At 68.8% G+C, this 18,675-nt stretch carries 13 protein-coding genes; 9 read left to right on the top strand and 4 right to left on the bottom strand.

All coding sequences use genetic code 11. The features are described from left to right. Window positions 1-172 precede the first annotated feature (172 nt). Window positions 173-1,672: a phosphomannomutase/phosphoglucomutase gene (locus ABTU92_RS17305; protein WP_408092790.1), complete on the top strand. Its 1,500-nt coding sequence runs from the start codon at window positions 173-175 to the stop codon at window positions 1,670-1,672. A gap of 91 nt (window positions 1,673-1,763) precedes the next feature. On the opposite strand, the gene ABTU92_RS17310 is transcribed toward ABTU92_RS17305, so the two are convergent. Both ABTU92_RS17310 and ABTU92_RS17315 read right to left on the bottom strand, forming a co-directional pair. After that, complete coding sequence (locus tag ABTU92_RS17310) at window positions 1,764-2,648, bottom strand: transporter substrate-binding domain-containing protein (protein WP_408092792.1); 885 nt, start codon at window positions 2,646-2,648, stop codon at window positions 1,764-1,766. Then, window positions 2,575-3,675 (bottom strand): SMP-30/gluconolactonase/LRE family protein, encoded by a 1,101-nt coding sequence (locus tag ABTU92_RS17315; RefSeq protein WP_408092794.1) that lies wholly within the window; start codon window positions 3,673-3,675, stop codon window positions 2,575-2,577. Before ABTU92_RS17315 ends, ABTU92_RS17310 begins: the two co-directional genes overlap by 74 nt. 239 nt (window positions 3,676-3,914) lie before the next feature. Here ABTU92_RS17315 and ABTU92_RS17320 point away from each other — a divergent pair, with 239 nt between their 5' ends. From ABTU92_RS17320 to ABTU92_RS17355, 8 genes are all read left to right on the top strand, one after another. Then, a complete protein-coding gene (locus ABTU92_RS17320) occupies window positions 3,915-4,349 on the top strand; it encodes a DoxX family protein (RefSeq protein WP_408092796.1) in 435 nt (144 codons plus the stop codon). Window positions 4,350-4,459: 110 nt separating this feature from the next. Further along, window positions 4,460-5,416, top strand: a complete 957-nt coding sequence (locus ABTU92_RS17325; protein ID WP_408092798.1) for a VOC family protein — start codon at window positions 4,460-4,462, stop codon at window positions 5,414-5,416. Continuing rightward, complete coding sequence (locus ABTU92_RS17330) at window positions 5,413-6,363, top strand: AEC family transporter (protein ID WP_408092800.1); 951 nt, start codon at window positions 5,413-5,415, stop codon at window positions 6,361-6,363. The genes ABTU92_RS17325 and ABTU92_RS17330 overlap by 4 nt, the downstream gene beginning before the upstream one ends. Window positions 6,364-6,742: 379 nt before the next feature. Further along, complete coding sequence (locus ABTU92_RS17335; RefSeq protein WP_408092802.1) at window positions 6,743-7,990, top strand: cupin domain-containing protein; 1,248 nt, start codon at window positions 6,743-6,745, stop codon at window positions 7,988-7,990. Between the two features lie 64 nt (window positions 7,991-8,054). After that, complete coding sequence (locus ABTU92_RS17340) at window positions 8,055-9,464, top strand: cytochrome ubiquinol oxidase subunit I (protein ID WP_408092804.1); 1,410 nt, start codon at window positions 8,055-8,057, stop codon at window positions 9,462-9,464. Window positions 9,465-9,469: 5 nt separating this feature from the next. Next, window positions 9,470-10,462 carry a cytochrome d ubiquinol oxidase subunit II gene (gene cydB / locus ABTU92_RS17345; RefSeq protein WP_408092806.1) on the top strand — a complete coding sequence of 331 codons (993 nt, stop codon included), beginning with the start codon at window positions 9,470-9,472 and terminating at the stop codon, window positions 10,460-10,462. A 100-nt stretch (window positions 10,463-10,562) separates the two neighbouring features. After that, on the top strand, window positions 10,563-11,993 hold the full coding sequence (locus tag ABTU92_RS17350; protein WP_408092808.1) for an FAD-dependent oxidoreductase: 1,431 nt from the start codon (window positions 10,563-10,565) through the stop codon (window positions 11,991-11,993). Between the two features lie 310 nt (window positions 11,994-12,303). Then, complete coding sequence (locus ABTU92_RS17355; protein ID WP_408092810.1) at window positions 12,304-13,818, top strand: glycosyltransferase family 4 protein; 1,515 nt, start codon at window positions 12,304-12,306, stop codon at window positions 13,816-13,818. Window positions 13,819-14,292: 474 nt separating this feature from the next. Here ABTU92_RS17355 and ABTU92_RS17360 read toward each other — a convergent pair whose 3' ends face one another. Together ABTU92_RS17360 and ABTU92_RS17365 are read right to left on the bottom strand one after the other, a co-directional pair. Next, window positions 14,293-16,215: a DUF882 domain-containing protein gene (locus tag ABTU92_RS17360; protein ID WP_408092812.1), complete on the bottom strand. Its 1,923-nt coding sequence runs from the start codon at window positions 16,213-16,215 to the stop codon at window positions 14,293-14,295. 614 nt (window positions 16,216-16,829) lie between these two features. Continuing rightward, window positions 16,830-18,675: murein L,D-transpeptidase (locus ABTU92_RS17365; protein WP_408092814.1), on the bottom strand; the 1,846-nt coding region annotated here is incomplete at its 5' end.

Consider the following 18,675-nt stretch of genomic DNA (forward strand, 5'->3'; position numbering starts at 1 on the left):
CCGCGAAGCGGTCCGGGTGAGGGGGCGCTTCCGCGAATCGCAGAGTCTCTGCTGCGTCGAGACGCCCCCTCACCCGTCTCGCCGCATTGCGGCGAGCCACCCTCTCCCCGCGCGCGGGGAGAGGGACGACCGCCACCGCATCCTTGTTCGACTTCTCACGCCATAGGTCCCCATGTTCCCCGTCCCCCGCCCTGCCCTGTCGCCCAACACCTACGACTTCGAGTCACTGCCACTGGTGAAGCCGACAGGCTTTCGCGAGTACGACGCGCGATGGCTGTTCGAGAAAGAGATCAACCTGATGGGCGTGCAGGCGCTGGGCATCGGGCTCGGCACGCTGATCCGCCGCGCCGGCGTCGCGCCGTCGATCGTCACGGGCCACGACTTCCGCAGCTACTCGGCCGCGATCAAGACGGCGCTCGTCTCCGGCCTGCTCGCCGCCGGCTGCACCGTGCACGACATCGGCCTCGCCATCACGCCGATGGCCTATTTCGCCCAGTTCGATCTCGACGTGCCCTGCGTCGCCATGGTGACGGCCTCGCACAACGACAACGGCTGGACCGGCGTGAAGATGGGCATGGCGCGGCCGCTCACCTTCGGCCCCGAGGAGATGACGCAGCTGAAGGAGATCGTGCTCGCCGCCGACTTCGATCTCGTGGGAGGTGGATCGTATCGCTTCGTCGAGAATTTTCCGGAACGGTACATCGCCGATCTGACGAAACGCGCACCGCTGACGCGCAAGCTCAAGGTGGTCTGCGCCTGCGGCAACGGCACGGCCGGCGCCTTCGCGCCGACGATCCTCGAAAAGATCGGCTGCGACGTGGTGCCGCTCGACACCGAGCTCGACTTCACCTTCCCGCGCTACAATCCGAACCCCGAAGACCTCGAGATGCTGCACGCCATCCGCGACGCGGTTCTGGAGAACGGCGCCGATGTCGGCCTCGGCTTCGACGGTGACGGCGACCGCTGCGGGGTCGTCGACGACAAAGGGGAAGAGATCTTCGCCGACAAGATCGGCGTGATGCTGGCGCGCGACATCTCCGCCCTGCACCCGAACGCGCAGTTCGTCGTCGACGTGAAGTCGACGGGCCTGTTCGCCACCGACCCGGTGCTGATCGGCAACGGCGCGCGGACCGAGTACTGGAAGACCGGCCACTCCTACATGAAGCGCCGCACCCACGAGCTTTCGGCGCTGGTCGGCTTCGAGAAGTCGGGCCACTTCTTCTTCAACACGCCGTTCGGCCGCGGCTACGACGACGGCCTCGTCTCGGCGCTCGCGATCTGCGACATGCTCGACCGCAACTCCGGCAAGAGCCTGTCGGACCTGCGCGACGCGCTGCCCAAGACGTGGTCGTCGCCGACCATGTCGCCGCACTGCGCCGACGAGACGAAGTACGGCGTCGTCGACGCGGTGATCGCTCACTTCAAGGATGCGGCTTCGACGGGTGCGCCGGTGGCCGGCCAAAAGGTCCGCGACATCGTGACCGTCAACGGCATCCGGGTCACGGTCGAGGACGGCACCTGGGGGCTGGTGCGCGCCTCCTCCAACAAGCCCGAGCTGGTCGTGGTGGTGGAGAGTCCGGTGTCCGAGGCGCGGATGCGCGATATGTTCGCCGCCGTCGACGGCGTGCTGCGCACCCACCCGGAGGTCGGGGCCTACAACCAGACCATCTGAACGGCGGCGTTCTGGTCGGACACGACGGTGCTGCTCGACGGACCGGCGCTCGTGAATCACGGGTCGCCAGGCCTCGGCCGAACGGAGTCGCTCAGTCCGGCGGGGCAGCCCGACTGCCCGCGCCGGCGAGCGCGGCGTCGAGCAGCCTGTCGATCTCGCCGTTCGCCTTCAGCCGTTCGATAGCCTGGTTCAAGCGCGCGACGAGCGCGTGGCGGCTCTTCTCGACCGCGGCCCCGAACGGCTTCGGGTCGAACCGCTTGCCGATGTCGATGATCCGGTAGCGCTCCGGATGATCCGCCCGTCGCTGCATGAGCGTCAGGTTGATCAGGTCGTTCGACGCCGCATCCGCCTCGCCCTTGGCGACGGCCTCGAGATTTCCGGCACTCAGGGGCGTCACGACCAGGGTCGCGCCCGGCAATGACGGGAGTGCCGCCTGCATCCGGCGGATCGAGACCGAGCCGGCCGTCACGGCGATCCGTTTTCCCGCCAGATCCTCGAATCGCTCGATCGTGCTGTCCGTGGGCACCAGGATCGCCTCTCCGGTCACGCAATAGGGCGTGGAGAACAGCACCTGCTCCGCACGATCCGGCGTGATCGTGAGCTGGGAGATCACCATGTCCACGGCATGGTCCTGCAGGGCCTGGATGCGCCCCGCATCGTGGACCTGATGAAAGTCCACGCGATCGGGCGCGCCGAAGATGTCTTGCGCGATCGCCCGGGCGAGGTCGGGTTCGAAGCCCTCGATCGCGCCCGTGCGCGGGTCCTTGTAGCCCATGCCGGGAATGTCGAAGGAGACGCCGGCGATCAGTCGGTCCTTCGATTCGAACTGGTCCATGCTGCGTCCCAACCCTTCAGATTGTATCAGGCTGCGAGCCGTCGTGACGGGCCTCGACGATCGTGGGTCACCACCGGCGAACGCCGGCGACGCCGAGCTTGATCTGCCAGATCCGCTTGTCGCAGCAGGTGAACAGGACATCGTGCTCGGGGCCACCAAACGTGAAGTTGGCGACACCGGGGCTGGCGATCTCGCCGATCAGATCGCCGTCCGGCGTGAACACCTGCACGCCCGTCGTCGACGAGGTGTAGACGCGGCCCTGCACGTCGAGCTTGATGCCGTCCGGCCAGCCGGGGCTGACGACCGCGAACAGGCGCGCGTTGCGCAGGTGCCGGCCGTCGTGGACGTCGTAGGCGCGGACGTGATGCGGGCGGTCCACATAGTAGGTGCCGGGCGCCTGGATGACGCCGGAGTCGGTGATGTAGATCACCGATTCGTCCGGCGAGAACGCGATGCCGTTCGGCTTGTCGAAGCCGTCGGCGACCACCGTGGTCTCGCCCGTCGCGGGGTCGTGCCGATACACATAGGCGCCGATCTCCGGCGCCCCCTTGAAACGCTGGACCTCGCCGTAGTTCGGATCCGTGAACCACACGGTGCGATCACTCTTCACCACCACGTCGTTGGGCGAGTTGAAGCGAAGCCCGCGCCACCGATCGACCACCGTCTCGACCGTCCGCGTGCCGAGATCCATGCGGCTGATGCGAGCCGGGGTCTCCCGCGTGCCCTGCTCGCAGATCACCAGCGCACCGTCGCGGTCGAGCGTCATCCCGTTCGCCATGTTGGACGGAGACTGGACGACCTCGAGCGCCTCCGCCCGGAACGGAAACGTATCGCCATCGAGCTGCAGGCGCATGATGGCGACGTTCTTGGGCCCCGGCTCGGGCACCGTGGTGAAGTACAGCGCGTGCTCGGCCGCGACATAGACGGGTCCCTCGTGGGCGTTCGTCTCGATCAGCACGTGTCTCTGGAAACGCGGCCCCAGCACGGCGCGGAACTCGTCGTGGTGGATCGTGAAGGCGTCGCCATCGCCCTGGCCGGAGGACTGCGCCATGGCCTTCAGCCGTTCATCGGCGCGGCAGAGGCGAACGGCCGGCTGCCGGGACGGCGCCGCACGACCCGCGGGCGCCGCGCGGGCCGCGGCGGCGCGGCCGACCGTTGCCAGCCGCATCGCGGCTCTCTAACGTGCAAGTCGAAAGCGTGCAAGTCAAAGACGTACAGGTCAGACACGTACAGGTCAGAGACGTACAGGTCAGAGACGTGCAAGTCGAACGGCGGAGTCAACGTCGCGGCCTCTGGTGTTGGGGTCGCGCTGCCGAATTTCGCAGCGTGACTTTGATACCCGGTTCGGGGAACATACGCCAATTCACAGATTGATGAGAGCGTCCTGTTCGGAAGAGGGGAGCTGCAATGGACTGGCTGATCAGCGACGGCCTGCCCGTGTTGGCGCGAGTCTTCATCGTCTGGATCTTCCCGTTCAGCTTCCTCGACAAGGTGATCAACTGGAGCAGCGCACTGAAGCAGGCCCGATCGGGCATCCTGCCGGGGGGGCCGGTTCTGCTGGTCCTCGCGATGATCTGCGAGCTGGTGACGCCGCCCCTGATCGTGCTCGGGATCTACGACGGGATCGCCGCCTTCGTGCTCGCCGGTTACTGCGCCGTCACCGGCCTCGTCTATCATGCGTTCTGGACCTATCCGCGCTTCTGGTCGCCGCAGAGCGAGGGCTACCCGCACATCTGGGACTTCTTCAAGAACTTCGGCCTCGTCGGCGGACTCATTCTGGTGATGTACACGAGCGGCTTCATCCTCGACGTCGGCCGGATGATCGGACGTCTCTCGGGCTGATCCGGCGCGACCGTGACGTCCGGCGACACGCCCATGATGGAACGCTCCTCGCTCCCGGCGACCCGCGGCCGACTGCGCCGACCTTCGCGCCGGCGTGATCGCGTGACGCCATGACCGTCACCCGGCTGGTCGGGATCAGCATCACGGTCGCCGATCCGACGGCGGCCGCCGACTTCTGTCGGGATCGGCTCGGGCTCGCGGTCGGACCCGAGCAGGCGACGGCCGACCCGGCCTGCAACAGGTTGCTCGGGCTCGCTCCCGGAACCACGACACGCTCCATCGCGGTCACGGTCGGACGGCAGAGCGTCGAGCTCGTCGCCTTCGATCCGCCGGGGGATCGCTATCCGGCGGAGCGCGCATCGAACGATCCCTGGTTCCAGCACATCGCGCTCGTGTGCGGCGACATCGCCGCCGTGTGGACGCGGCTGCACGGAGGCGCGCACGGGGCGATCACGGCGGGGGCGCCCGTGCTCCTGCCGCCTGCCACCGGCAGCGTGACGGCCTTCAAGTTCCGGGATCCGGAGGGGCATCCGCTCGAGCTGATCTCCTTTCCGGAGGGCGTCGGCGCGCCGGTCTGGCGCGAGATGACGGGTGCCGGCATCCTCGGCTTCGATCACACCGCGATCTGCGTCACCGATGTCGATCGCAGCATCGCGTTCTATACCGCGCTGCTGGGCCACAGGCTGGCTGGCCGCTCGCTGAACCGCGGCCCCGAGCAGGATCGCCTCGACGGCCTGACCGACTGCGCCGTGGACGTGGTGGCGCTCGCGCCCGCCACCGCGCCCACGCCCCATGTGGAACTGCTGCATTACCGGTCCCCCCGCGGCCCCGTCCCGGCCGGGGACGTGCGGACGAACGACCTCGCCTCGGTGCGCCAGGTTCACGCGGTCGACGATCTCGACGCCTTGGTACGGCGATTGCAGCGGCACGGCGTGCGGTTCGTGTCTCCGGGCGTGGTGACCTGGAGCGACGGCCGGAGAGCCGCCGCGATCCGCGACCCGGACGGCCACATGATCATCCTGTGCGCGGAGGATGGAGCGGCGAACGGGAGCGCGACCGAGCGATGATCTCGACGATCCTGAACGCGATGCTTCCGATCGTCGTCACGCTGGTGCTCGGCATGGTGGCGGCGTGGCACCAGGATTTCGACGCGAACGGGGCGCGCGTCCTCAACCGCATGGTGATGATCTACGCGCTGCCGCTCGTGCTGTTCACGGGCATCCTGTCGACGCCGCGGTCCCAGCTCGTCGGCCATACGGCGCTGACCGCAGTGCTGGTGATCGCGCTGATCGCCAGCTACATGATTCCGTTCCTGATCGCGCGCTACGCGGTGCGCCGCGATCTGATGAGCGCGGCCCTGCAGGCGCTCGCCATCGGGTGCCCGAACATCGGCTTCGTCGGGTTGCCGGTGCTGGGCTATCTGTTCGGCCCGTCCGTCGCCTCGATCTCGGTCGCGGTCAGCTCCCTGGTCCTCGTCGTGTTCCACATCCCGGTCACCGTGATGCTGCTGACCGCCGGCGCGGCGCAGCGCGGCGACACGAGCGGCCCGCCCACCGGCATCCCGGCGCAGATCGCCGCCGCGCTGAAGGAGCCGATGGTGTGGGGGCCGCTCCTCGCCTTCGCCATGGTGCTGCTGGAGATTCCGCTTCCGACGCCGTTGATGAAGTCGTTCGACCTGTTGGGGGCCGCCACGGCCGGCGTCGCGCTGTTCTCGTCCGGAATCACGCTGTACAGCCAGCGGGTGATGTTCAACCTGCCGATCGCCGTGTCGACACTGTCGCGCAACGTCGTGATTCCGGCGGTCGTCTGGGCCGTGGTCGTGTCGCTCGGCGTGATCTCGGACGATCAGATGAAGGAGGCCGTGATCGCGCTCGCCATCCCGAGTGCCGTCGTCTGCGTGATCCTCGCCGTGCAGTTCAGGGCGGCGGAGCGCGAGATCGCCTCGACCATCTTCTGGAGCACCATCCTGTCGCTGCCGACGGTGGGCCTGTTCATCTGGCTGCTCGGCGCTTAGAGCGGCTTTCGATTTTGATGAATCGGACTCGACGTCCGCTCGTCCCCGCGAAGGCGGAGACCCAGGGGCCGCCCGACGTGTGGCTCTGGATTCCCGCCTTCGCGGGAACGAGCGGAGTATGGGTCGACGTCAGCGGAAACCACTCTGGTCGGCGGGCATGCACCCGACGTCTCCTGTGTGTCCAGCTGCTCGCGAAGCCGTTACTTTACTACCCCGGACCGGCATGGTCGCCTGCCCGGACCAACGGAGAAGCCACCGAAGATATCGCCGGTTGCCGAAGGCGGGACGGACTCGGGAGAGTTCCGATTCTCTACGACCGCCGAAGCGCAACCGACGAGACGAGCCCGCCTTCGATGCCCCTGTTCACAGTGGAGGACCAATGGATGATCTGTCGCGCCGGACGGTGTTGGCGATGAGCGCGGCCGGCGGTGCCGTCGTCGCGTCCAGCGGTGCGGGAGCCGCATCGTTCGGCAATCCCGATCAGCCCGCGCAAGGCGCGATCAACTCGACACCGGCGGCGACATCCACGCCGGGTCCGCACAATCCGACGCTCGCCGCGCAATTGCCGTCGTTCCAGAGCCCGCCCCCGACCGACGTCGGCACCATGCCGATGCTGTGGTCGTCCTTCAACATCATGCCGAAGCGCATCCAGGCTGGTGGCTGGGGCCGACAGGTCACGATCACCGAGTTTCCGGCCTCCAAGGACGTGTCCGGCGTCGACATGCGGCTCGGTCCCGGCGGCATCCGCGAGCTGCACTGGCACCTCGCCAACGAGTGGGGCATCGTCACCAGCGGCCGCTGCCGCGTCACGCTGCTCGACCAGCAGGGCCGCGCCACCGTCCAGGACGTGGGGGTGGGCGACCTGTGGTTCTTCCCGGCCGGCTGCCCGCACGCCCTGCAAGGCCTCGGCCCGGAGGGCTGCGAGTTCCTGCTCGTCTTCGACGATGCCAGCCAGTCGGAGTTCAGCACCCTGCTGCTGACCGACTGGATCGCCCACACGCCGCCCGAGATCCTCGCGCAGAACTTCGGCGTGCCGGCCGACACCTTCAAGAACATCCCGCTGCACGATCTGTGGATCTTCCAGGGCAAGGAGGCCGGGCCGCTCGCCGCCGCACAGGCGTCGGTGGCGTCGGGCGGGACGCCGCCGGAGCCCTTCACGTTCTCGCTCACCGGGACCAAGCCGGTGAAGCAGAACGCGGGCGGCACGATCCATCTCGCCGACAGCCGCACCTTCAAGGCCTCGAAGACCATCACGGCCGCACTGGAGACCTTCAAGCCGGGGGCGCTGCGTCGCATGCACTGGCATCCCAACGCGGACGAGTGGCAATACTGGATCAAGGGCAAGGGCCGGATGACCGTGTTCGACGCCGGTCCGCGGGCCCGCACCTTCGACTTCCAGCCGGGCGACGTCGGCGTCGTGCCGAGAAACCAAGGTCATTACATCCAGAACACAGGAACCGAGGATCTCCAGGTGCTGATCATCTTCAAGGCACCCGAGTATCAGGAGGTCGACCTGTCCAACTGGCTGACCCACACGCCGCCGGATCTGGTCGCCCAGCACCTCAACATCGATCCTGCCGTCCTCGCCCGCTTCCCGAAGGATCAGGTCGGCATCCAGCCGGGCTGATCGACGGCGGAGACATCGTGACGGCGACGCGGCGCGAAACGACACGGCGCGAAAGGAGAGCGGATTGGACCTCGACCCGGTGCTTCTGTCGCGCATCCAGTTCGCTTTCGTCGTCACATTTCACATCATCTTTCCGTCCTACACGATCGGGCTGGCGGCCTGGCTCGCGACGCTCGAGGGAATGGCGCTCGCGACAGGGAAGCCCGTCTACCGCCGGGTGTTCGACTTCTGGCTGCGGGTCTTCGCCGTGTCGTTCGGCATGGGCGTCGTCTCCGGCATCGTCATGGCCTTCCAGTTCGGGACGAACTGGAGCGCGATGGCGGAGATGACGGGGGCGATCCAGGGGCCGTTGCTCGCCTACGAGTCGTTCACGGCGTTCCTCCTGGAGGCGAGCTTCCTCGGCGTCGTGCTGCTCGGCCGCGACAGGGTGCCGCCGGCCCTCTATCTGTTCGCCTGCTGCATGGTGGCGCTCGGAACGATGGCGTCGTCGTTCTGGATCATGTGCAACAACAGCTGGATGCAGGTTCCGCTCGGCCACACCATCGTCGACGGCAAGGTGATCCCGACCGATTGGTGGGCCATCACCACGGGCCCGGTGGTGCGCTGGCGCTGGCCGCACATGCTGCTCGGAGCGTTCCTGACCACCGCCATGACCGTGATCGCGACCGGCGCCTGGTACACGCTCCGCGGCACCCATCGCGAGGAGGCGCGCGTCATGCTGAGCTGGGGCCTGGCGCTCGCCGCCGTCCTCGTCCCGGTTCAGATCGCGGTCGGGCACAAGACCGGCGACGTGGTGCACACCTATCAGCCGGCCAAGTTCGCCGCCATCGAGGCGCGCTGGAAGACGCAGCAGCCGGCCTCCGAGGTGATCATCGCGATTCCCGACGAGGCCGCCGGCCGCAATCTGTTCGCGCTGGAGGTGCCGCGGCTCGGCAGCTTCATCGCCTCGGGCACCTGGGATTCGCGCGAGATCGGTCTCGACAGCATCCCGGCGGAGGACCGGCCGCCGGTGCTCATCCCGTTCTTCGGGTTCCGCATCATGGTCGGCATGGGCCTCGTCATGCTGGCGGTGTCCTGGCTCGGCCTGGTGCTGCGCTGGCGCGGCACACTGGAGACGACGCGCTGGTTCCTGTGGGCGGCGTTCCTGTCGTTCCCGACCGGCTTCGTCGCCGTGATCGCCGGCTGGTACACGGCCGAGGTCGGCCGCCAGCCATGGATCGTCTACGGCCTGCTGCGCACCCGCGACGGGGTGACGCCGTCGCTGACGACCGAGAGCGTGCTGATGTCGCTCGCCGTCTACGTGACCGTCTACCTGATCGTCTTCGGTTTCGGGGCGCACTACATCTATCGGCTGCTGCGCGACGGGCCGACGCCCGGCGATCCCGCCCCGCGCGTCACCGGCGGCAGCCGCCCGATGGCGTTCGCCGGCTCGGCAGCGAGCACCACCGGCGCCGACGTGAAGGCACGCGAGTGAACGCCATGGATCCCTCGCCCCTCGTCCTGTTCTTCGTCGGCGTCGTCGCCGTCTCGGTGCTGATCTACGTGATCCTCGACGGCGCCGACCTCGGCGTCGGGATTCTCTTCGGCGCCACCCGCGACGAGCACGAGCGGGACCAGATGATCGCCGCGATCGCGCCGTTCTGGGACGGCAACGAGACATGGCTCGTGGTGGTCGGCACCGTGCTGTTCGCGGCCTTCCCGGCCGTCTACGCCGTGTTCCTGTCGGCGTTCTACCTGCCGGTCGTGCTCCTCCTGGTCGGCCTGATCTTCCGCGGCGTCGCCTTCGAGTTCCGCTCGCGCAGCGGTCGGCTGCGGCCGCTGTGGGACCGGGGATTCTGGCTCGGCTCCACGGCCGTGGCCTTCGTGCAGGGCGCCGCGGTCGGCGCGATGATCCAGGGAATCCCGGTGGCGAACGGCCAGTATGCCGGCGGCGCCTTCGCCTGGCTCGCGCCGTTCCCGGTGCTGTGCGGCGTCGGGCTGGTGATCGGCTATGCGCTGCTGGGCGCCTCGTGGCTGGTCCTCAAGAGCGAGGACGGGCTGCGCGAGCGGGCGTACCGGCTGATCCCGTGGCTGGCCGGCGCCATGGTGGTCGCCCTGGCGATCGCCACGGGAGCGACGCTCGTCGTCGCCGAGCGCGTCGCCGACCACCTCGCGGGGCGGACTTGGGGGGTCGTCTTCCCGCTCGCCGGCGTGCTCGCGGTCGCCGGCATCGTGCTCGGCGCGCGAACGCGCCGCGACGGCCTGCCGTTCGCCATGACTTCGCTGTTCTTCCTGATGGCGTTCCTCACCCTCGCGGTGCTGTTCTGGCCCTACATGATCCCCTACGCGCTGACGGTCACCGACACGGCGGCCCCGGAGCCCTCGCTCGACTTCCTGTTCTGGGGCACTGTCGTGATCCTGCCGGTGATCTTCGCCTACACGATCACCGTGTACTGGATCTTCCGCGGCAAGCTGCGGCGGGGCTACGGTTGAGCGGTACGGCGCCCTGAACCGACCCTTTCGCGCCGCAGCCGTCCCGAACCCGAACCGCCTGCCCGCCCGCCGGCCCGCCCGCCATCGAGGAGATCACGAGATGCAGGATCGCTACGACGTCATCGTGGTCGGCAGCGGGGCCGGCGGCGGCGCCGCGGCCTACGCGCTGGTCCAGGCCGGCAAGCGCGTGCTGATGCTCGAGAAGGGCGGCCGCCTGCCGCGCGACGGCATGACCCTGTCGACCATGGTGGTCTTCCGGGAGGGCCGGTTCTCCAACAAGACCGAATGGCAGGACGGCCACGGCAAGCCCTTCGTGCCGACCGGCGAGCATTACAATCTCGGCGGCAAGACCAAGTGGTACGGCGCCGCGCTCCTGCGCTTCTCGGCGCACGAGTTCGAGGCCGATCCCGCCTTTCACTGCCTCGGCTGGCCGTTCGGCCTCGCCGAGCTCGAGCCGTACTACGACGAGGCCGAGCGCATGCTGCACGTCAACCGGTTCGCCAACGAGCCGGAGCTGCAGTCGGTGATCGACAGGGTCGTGAAGGACGACCCGGCCTGGCGGCCGGAGCCGCTGCCGCTCGGGCTGAAGCCCGAGATCGTGAACGACCCGCAGGAGGCCAAGCACTTCGACGGCTACGCCTCGGTGGCCGGCTACAAGGGCGACTCCGAGCAGTGCTTCATCCTGCCGATCGAGGCGGCGCCGAACTTCCGCCTGATCCTCGACAAGGAGGTGACGGGCTTCCTTCACCCGGACGACCGGCCGGACGTGGTCGAAGGGGTGGTCTGCTCCGACGGCAGCTATTACTGGGGCGAGCGCGTCGTCCTCGCCTGCGGCGCGATGTCGTCGCCGCGCCTTCTGCAGGACTATTTCAGCGTCACCGGCCTCGACAGGACGCTGCCCTGCGCCGGAACGGTCGGCCGCAACTTCCGCATGCACATCAACAGTGCGTTGATCGTCTTCTCGGCGTTCCGTGATCACGACGTCCTGCGCAAGACGGCGATCCTCTTCAACGAGAACCACCCGCATTCGACCGTGCAGTGCCTCGGCTGGCTGGACGGCGAGCTGCTCGCGACCCAGCTTCCGGCGGCGACGCCGGCGTTCTTCAGCGACATGATCGGGACGCGGGCGCTCGGCTTCTTCGTCACCACCGAGGACGGGTCGAGCCGCGACAATCGCGTGGTGTCCCATCGCGGCCACCGGCCGGTCCTCGACTACGAGCTCGACCGCATCGCCCCGTCGCGCGACGAGCACGCGGCCTGCATCCACGACTTCGAGCGGGCGCTCCGGCACGCCGGCTTCGCCGGCACCAGCCGCTGGACCGGCCTCGCCGGGACGGCCCACGCGGTCGGAACGCTGGTGACCGGCACGGATCCCGCATCGAGCGTCGTCGATCCCGACGGCCGAGTGCACGGCATGACCGGGCTGTATGTCGGCGACGGCAGCGTGCTGCCGCGCACCAGCCGGGTCAATCCGTCGCTGACCATCTACGCCTGGGGACTGCGGCTCGGCCGCCGCCTCGCCGCCGGCTGACCGGCGCCGGCGCCGGCGCCCCGGCATCGTGCGGCCGGCGTCGTGCCGCCCTCACGCGATCCCGCGTGTGAGGGCCGAGGGCGTGCCTCGCCACGCCGCGCCACGGGCCGCTCGACTGGTGTCGTGTCGTACTTAATGCCTTGATGTAATTCAGATTAGACGGGATCGGGGGGATCGGATATCGTCCCCGCGCAATCACCGGAAACGCCGATGCCGACATCGCACCCGACACGAGCACATTCGAACTCGGAGCAATCGACGAGCCATCGTCGGAGACGGTCGCGCGATCGCTCGCGGCCCATGGCATGATATGACGACGCAAGTCCAGACCACCACCGCGAACGATCGACGCGCAGCTCCGGCGGGACAGGAGATCTCGGCGTCATCCGGGCCTGCGCCGGTGCCGCGACTTTTTTTCGATCTGTCCTGGAGCCTCCGTTGGGCCGGTCCACCCGTCGGGATCCTTCGGGTGGAGCGGGAGCTTGCCCGTTTCTCGCTGACCAAATCGTCCGCGATCGGCGCGTTCTTCGATCCGGAGACGCGGTCCTACGTGGCCCTCGATCGGTCGACCACCGCACGATTCCTTTCTGGTGACGCCGTCCTCGATACGCTCGGCCTGCGCGACCCCGGCAGGACGGGCAAGCGCAAGAGCGACCTGATACCGAAGCCCCTGCGGGGCGTCGCGCGGTGGCTCCTGCAATTCCGCCATTCGCTGCTCCAGGCGCTCGAGCGCCGGCGTCTTTCGACGCAGTCGGCGGGCGAGGCCAACCTGCTCGACCGCCTTCAGCGGCGCCTGATGTGGGGGAAGTACCGCGCATTCATGCTGAAGCCCGACGGCACACGGCGCGATTTTCTCGCTGTCGATCGTTTGGGAGCGACACCCATCGATTTTCGCCCGGACGACGTCCTGGTTTGCGCGGGTGCCGGATGGACGCACACCGACATATCGTCGATCCGCGAGCAGAAGCAGGCCGCCCCGTTCCGCCTCGTGCTGATGTGCTACGACATCATCCCGTTGCTGTTCCCGCAGTTCTACAAGCCGCATGACGTCGCCGCGTTCGAACGTTACTTCGGTGTCGCGTTCGCTCTGGCCGACGTCGTCGTCTTCACGTCGCGCAGCGCCTTGACCGATGCAACGGCGTGGTGCGCGCAACGACGCATCACGATTCGAAGAAGCGCCGTCGTTCCCCTCGGAGCCGACGTGCCGGACACCAGGGCCACGAACCTGGAGCGGCTGCCAGCGGGGTTGATCCCGGGACGGTTCGCGCTGTTTGTGAGCACGATCGAGCCCCGAAAGGGGCATCGCCTCCTTTACGAGACGTGGCTGCGCCTCTTGGCCGACGGGGTGCCGCAGAAGACCGGTTTCAAGCTGGTCTTCGTCGGGAGGAAAGGATGGCTCGTCGACGACCTCGTCCGCACCCTCGACACCGACGAACTCATTGCGGGCACGCTGCTCCGACTCGAGCATGCCGACGACGCGACCGTCAGGACATTGTATGCTGGCGCGGCATTCTGTTGTTACCCGTCCCTGTACGAAGGATATGGCTTGCCGCTCGTCGAGGCATTCTATTTCGGCAAGGCGGTGCTGGCCTCGACCGGCGGCGCTCTTCCGGAGGTGGCACGCGACTTCTCGCCATGTCTCGATCCGAATGATCCCGACGCATGGTACGACATGATGCGTCTGTGGATCGAAGATCCCGAGGCGCGCGCGAGTTACGAGAAACGGATCGCCGATTCGTTCGACCATCCGAGCTGGGATAGCGCCGCCGGCGAATTTTTCGCGCGCGCCATGGAATCGATCCAAGAGACAATCGATCGATCGTGACGCTCCAGGGCAGCTTTCGGTTGTGATGAATCGGCCCCGATTGCCGCTCGTGCCCGCGAAGGCGGGGACCCAGGGGCCGCACGTGACGCCCTGGATTCCCGCTTCCGCGGGAATGAGCGGAGTGTGGGTCGACGTCAGCGGAAACCACTCGAGATCGGCGCCGGACACCTGGACGCTCGGCAATCACATCGGCCCCCGTCACCCTGAGGTGGCTCCGCGAAGCGCAGCCCTCGAAGGGTGACGGCCATCGATCTCGGGCTTGCCCGAGATCGACACCATTGAAGCCCAAGTCGGCGACGCTCACTTGGGTGGCCGCATCCTTCGAGGCCCGGCTGCGCCGGGCACCTCGGGATGACGGGTCAGGGCTCGGTGCCGTTGGAGTTACGAGCGAACGGCGTCGATGGCGAAAGACGGGATGGAGGGACCGAGCCCGACGAGGCAGGCGCGGCGGCGCGTCGTTCGACGCGGCGGAGCTCAGCGCAACGAGGCGGTGCGGCGGAACGAGACGGTGGCGAGGAACACCACGGCGCCACCACCGAAGCGGTCGGAGGCGAGGCCCGGATAGGGCTCGGCACCGAATCCCATCACCAGCGATCCGACCGGCTTGCCCATCAGGCTGCGCAGCTCGGCGTAGTCGGGATCCCCGTAGGCCGTGACGGTCATGGCGGAGTGCAGGCTCGGCGACAGCATCACGGCGCGCAGCCACGGATCGTCGAAGCGCATGCCGGGCTTCACCGTCACCACGGCGGTCGTGGCGGTGGCGGCGACACCAGGACTGATGGCATCGGGATCGACGGAGGCGGTCCGGGGGCCACCGGCCGGCGCATCGGCGCCGCGGCCAGTGGGCATCCGCGCCGCCGTCTTCTTGACGACCGCGAGCGGCGAGCCGTCGGCCGGCGCCGGAGAGAGAGCAGCCTGTACCGGAGCCGGCGCGCTCGGCGGGGCCGCGCCGTCGGCCGGCAGGCGGGCGCGATCGACGAGCGAGCCCATCGCGGCGGCCCGCACCGGCGAGTCGGCGGCGGGACGGCGGGACGGCTCGGACGCATAGGCGAGGGCGAGCTCCAGCGGCACCCGGTCCGTGTCGCGGCCGGCCGCATCATGCGTCGCCTCGCGGTTCGGGGCGTAGAGCGAGCCGGTCCGGCTCGGCGTGCGCTCGCGGCCGACCGGCGCCATCGGATCGACCGAGGCCGTGGTCGTGCCCATCTCGGCGCGCGGACGCGGCGGCTCGCTGCCGAGCACCGCGACCGAGGTGCTCGCGATCGGCATGTCGCCGGCGCCGGCGAGGCGCACCGGCGTGCTCGACGCCGAGGCGAGCGAGAACATCTCGGGGCCGGCCGGCTCGGGCGTGGCCGACGGGGGCGCGGCCGGCTCGGCGGCGACTCTCGCGGCGGACGGGCGGGCCGTCTCGATGCGGGCCGTCCGGGTCTTCGGCTCGACCTTGGCGTCGTCGGACTTGGCGCCCTCGGCTTTCGAAGGGTCTGCCTTGGCGGGCTCGGCGCGGGCCGTCTGGAGGCGCGCCGGCGCCGGGCTGGACGGCTTGGCGGCGGCCGGCTTCGTGGCAGCGGCCGGTGTGGTCGCGCGCGCCGTGCCCTCGGCCTCGTCGGTGTCGTTGCCGCCGAACAGCGAGGCGAGCAGGCTCTTGGCGGGCTTCAGCCCCGAACCGGCGTCGAGCGACGCCATCGCGGTCGACGACCCGCCGCGCGACTGGATCTGGGCGAGCGCCTGCTGATAGCCGGGCAGCGGCTTGCCGTTGGACGGCACATGCACGGTGCGGCCGTCCGGGAAGACCTTGGCGAGCTGGTCGTAGGTCATCCGCGGCCAGTGGCGGATGCTGCCGGTGTCGACGTGGATGAACTGCGAGCCCGGATAGTAGCCGACGCCGCCGCGATGCAGCCGGAGCGCCGCGGCGCGCTGCTTCTCCAACGAGACGCCGCGCACCTTCAGGTCGATCGCCTTGCCGACCATATGCTGGCTTTCCTTGGCGACGCCGCCGGAGCGGGAGCGCAGCATGGAATTGGTGGCCGGCGCACGATAGCCGCAGATGATGTCGACGGTGTCGCCGTCGACCGAGCGGGTGAGCTCCCACACCGCGTCGATGACGGCCGGATCCATCTTGACCGACTGGTTGCGCCGCCAGTCGCGCATCACCCAGTCGATCTTCTTCAGCGCGTCGGTGTCGTAGCGGCCGTTACGCCGGTACGTGACCGTGAGATTCTCGCCCGTGTGGGTGTGGTGGAAGGTCAGCGTGCGGGTGTCGCCGTTGGCGGCGGCGGTCTGCAGGCCGTTGCAGCCGAGGACGACGATCACGGCGGCGAGGCCGATTCGGCGACCGGCGCGGAACACCGTGCCGGTCGCCGAATCGCGGCGGACGCCGCTCAGAGCCACGTGCGATCCCATCCAGACAATGCTCCGACGTCTCCGCGAACAGTGTCCGCGGAGCGCGTCGCTCGACCTCACCCCCGTGATCGGTCGAACGACAGGGCAGTTCTCGTCTCTTTCGGGATCGGCCGACGCAGCTCTGCGCCCCCCCTCTCCCCATCACAGTCTGTTCACTAAACCGTGAGTATGGCGAAAAGAAGCCGTCTGTGACGGCCGCGCCACGCCGGGCTAAATTTTTGATCGCGCTAGTATTTTACCGGAGACTCCGAGCCGCTTCGCGGCGTGATCGAGCGGGGCGGATTCCGCGACTCGTCGTGAACGAAGCGTTGGCCCGACCTGGCGCAAGTCTTGCTAAATCGTAAATGCCTTTCGCCGCACCTCACCCCGCCGTGACGCCTGCCCTCGTCATGGCCCGGGCTCCGTCCCGGCCATCCACGATCTTGGTTCTTGCGGGGCTTTCAGCGCGTGGATGCCCGCGACGAGCGCGAGCATGACGAGGCGCGAGACCCGTGGGCGGCACGTCCCTCGCGCGCCCCGCCAAGTCCAGAAAACGCAAATGGCCGGGACAGGCCCGGCCATCGCGACAGTCGCTCGTGATCACGACGCCGGCGCGGCGCGCCGGCGTCAAAGGATCAGCGGAACAGGTTGAACAGCGGGAACACGCTGCGCGGCTCCTCCTGCGGCAGCCGCACGGCCTGGCGACGCGGCGTCGAGGAGGCGACCCGGCGCTCCGTCGTCGGCTGGTCGGCGACCTTGCGCTCGTCGCTCTTCATCGCGGCGATCAGGCGCTGGTCGCGGCCGTAGATGTCCTCGCGCAGCACCAGCTTGCCGGTCTCGTCGACCGACGCGGTCTGGTAGGTGAGGTGCACCGGGATCGGGGTCGGGAAGTTGATGTTGGTCTCCGAGGTCCCGTACATGCGGCGGATGCGCTCGGCCGAGTAGCCCTCCTTGGGCAGCGCGATGCCGAGCAGCACCTCGGCATACTTGTCCGGATCCTTCACCCGCATGCAGCCGTGGCTGTAGGCGCGCCGCTCGTGGGCGAACAGGTGCTTGTCCGGCGTGTCGTGCTGGTAGACCAGGAACTTGTTGGGGAAGTTGAAACGGATGCGGCCGAGCGCGTTGCCGGCACCGGGTGGCTGCGAGATGTGGATCGACCCGTCGGCGCGCCGCGACACGTTGAGGCCCATGCGCGACAGCACGGTCGGATCCTGCTGCAGGGCGGGCAGATACTCGTTGTAGACGATCGACGGCGGCACGTTCCAGGTCGGGTTGACGGTGATGAACTTCATCGTCTCCGACAGCAGCGGCGTCGCGTGGTTGCCGGGCTTGCCGACGACCACCCGGGTCGTCCACAGCGTCGCGTCGTCCTTGTAGACGCGCAGCACGAACTCCGGGATGTTGACGATCACGTGCGCCTTGCCGAGATCGTGCGGCACCCAGCGCCAGCGCTCCAGATTGGCCCGGATCACGTCGGCGGTGCGCGCGTTGCGCGGGCCGTTGAGGGCGTCGACCGCGGCGGCGTCGAACACGCCGGTCTGCTTGAGGCCCTTCTTCTTCTGGAACGCCTTGACGGCATCGGCGAGCGGCTTGTCGTAGGCGGTGCCGGAGCCGGCGACGCCGAGCTTCTCTCGCAGCTCCGGAACACGGGCGTCGTCCATGCCGACCTTGAGGGCGGGGCCGTAGCCGATGCGCTTGCTCGCCTCGGAGGCGAGCCCGCGCGCCTCGGCGAGCTTCGCCTTGAGCGCCTTGTAGTGGGCGTGCTGCGGCTGATAGCCGTCGAGCGCCGTGCCGGCGTCCTCGCCCTTCACCGAGACGAGCTTGCCCATCACCTCGGCGGCCTCGGGCGGGTTCTGGTAATACACCACGTCGCCGTTGATGCGCGACCAGTGGATGCGGCCGACCGCGGCGTGCTTCGCATAGGCGAGCACCGACTGGGTCAGCTTCATCTCGTAGTCGGCGACCTCGTCGGCGGTCGCGTCGGCCTTCAGGGTCGGCACCGGATAGTCGTCGGCGTCCATGCCGTCCGCTTCGGCCGTGCCGAGCTGGGCGATGACGGCCTTGGCGCGGGCGTTGACGACGCCCTCGCTCGTCCACACCGGACCGTTGGCGCGCGCCGCGTAGAAGCTCTCGAGCGATGCCCGGGTCTTGGCGTCGAGGCGACGGTCGCCCTTCTTGGCGAGCAGCTCCGCGAGCTTCTCGCCGACCTGCTGGTCGAGCGACACGACCGCAGCCGCCGGAGCCGCCGGAACGGACGGCGCCGCCACGGCGGCCGGCACCGAGCCGGTGGGCTGTTCGGCGGCGGGCGGCGTCACGGTCGCGGCCTTCGGCGCGGCCGTGTCGGCGGCGGGCGCCACATCGACGGGCGTCACCGCGACCGGGGCCGGTGCGGTCACCGGCGCGGCGGCGGTCTCGGGCGTCGCGACCTCGGGCGTCAGGGTGGGGACCGCGGTCGCCTCGACCCGGACGGCATCGGGCGCG

The organism is Rhodoplanes sp. SY1 (genome assembly GCF_046000175.1).
Lineage (GTDB): Bacteria > Pseudomonadota > Alphaproteobacteria > Rhizobiales > Xanthobacteraceae > Rhodoplanes.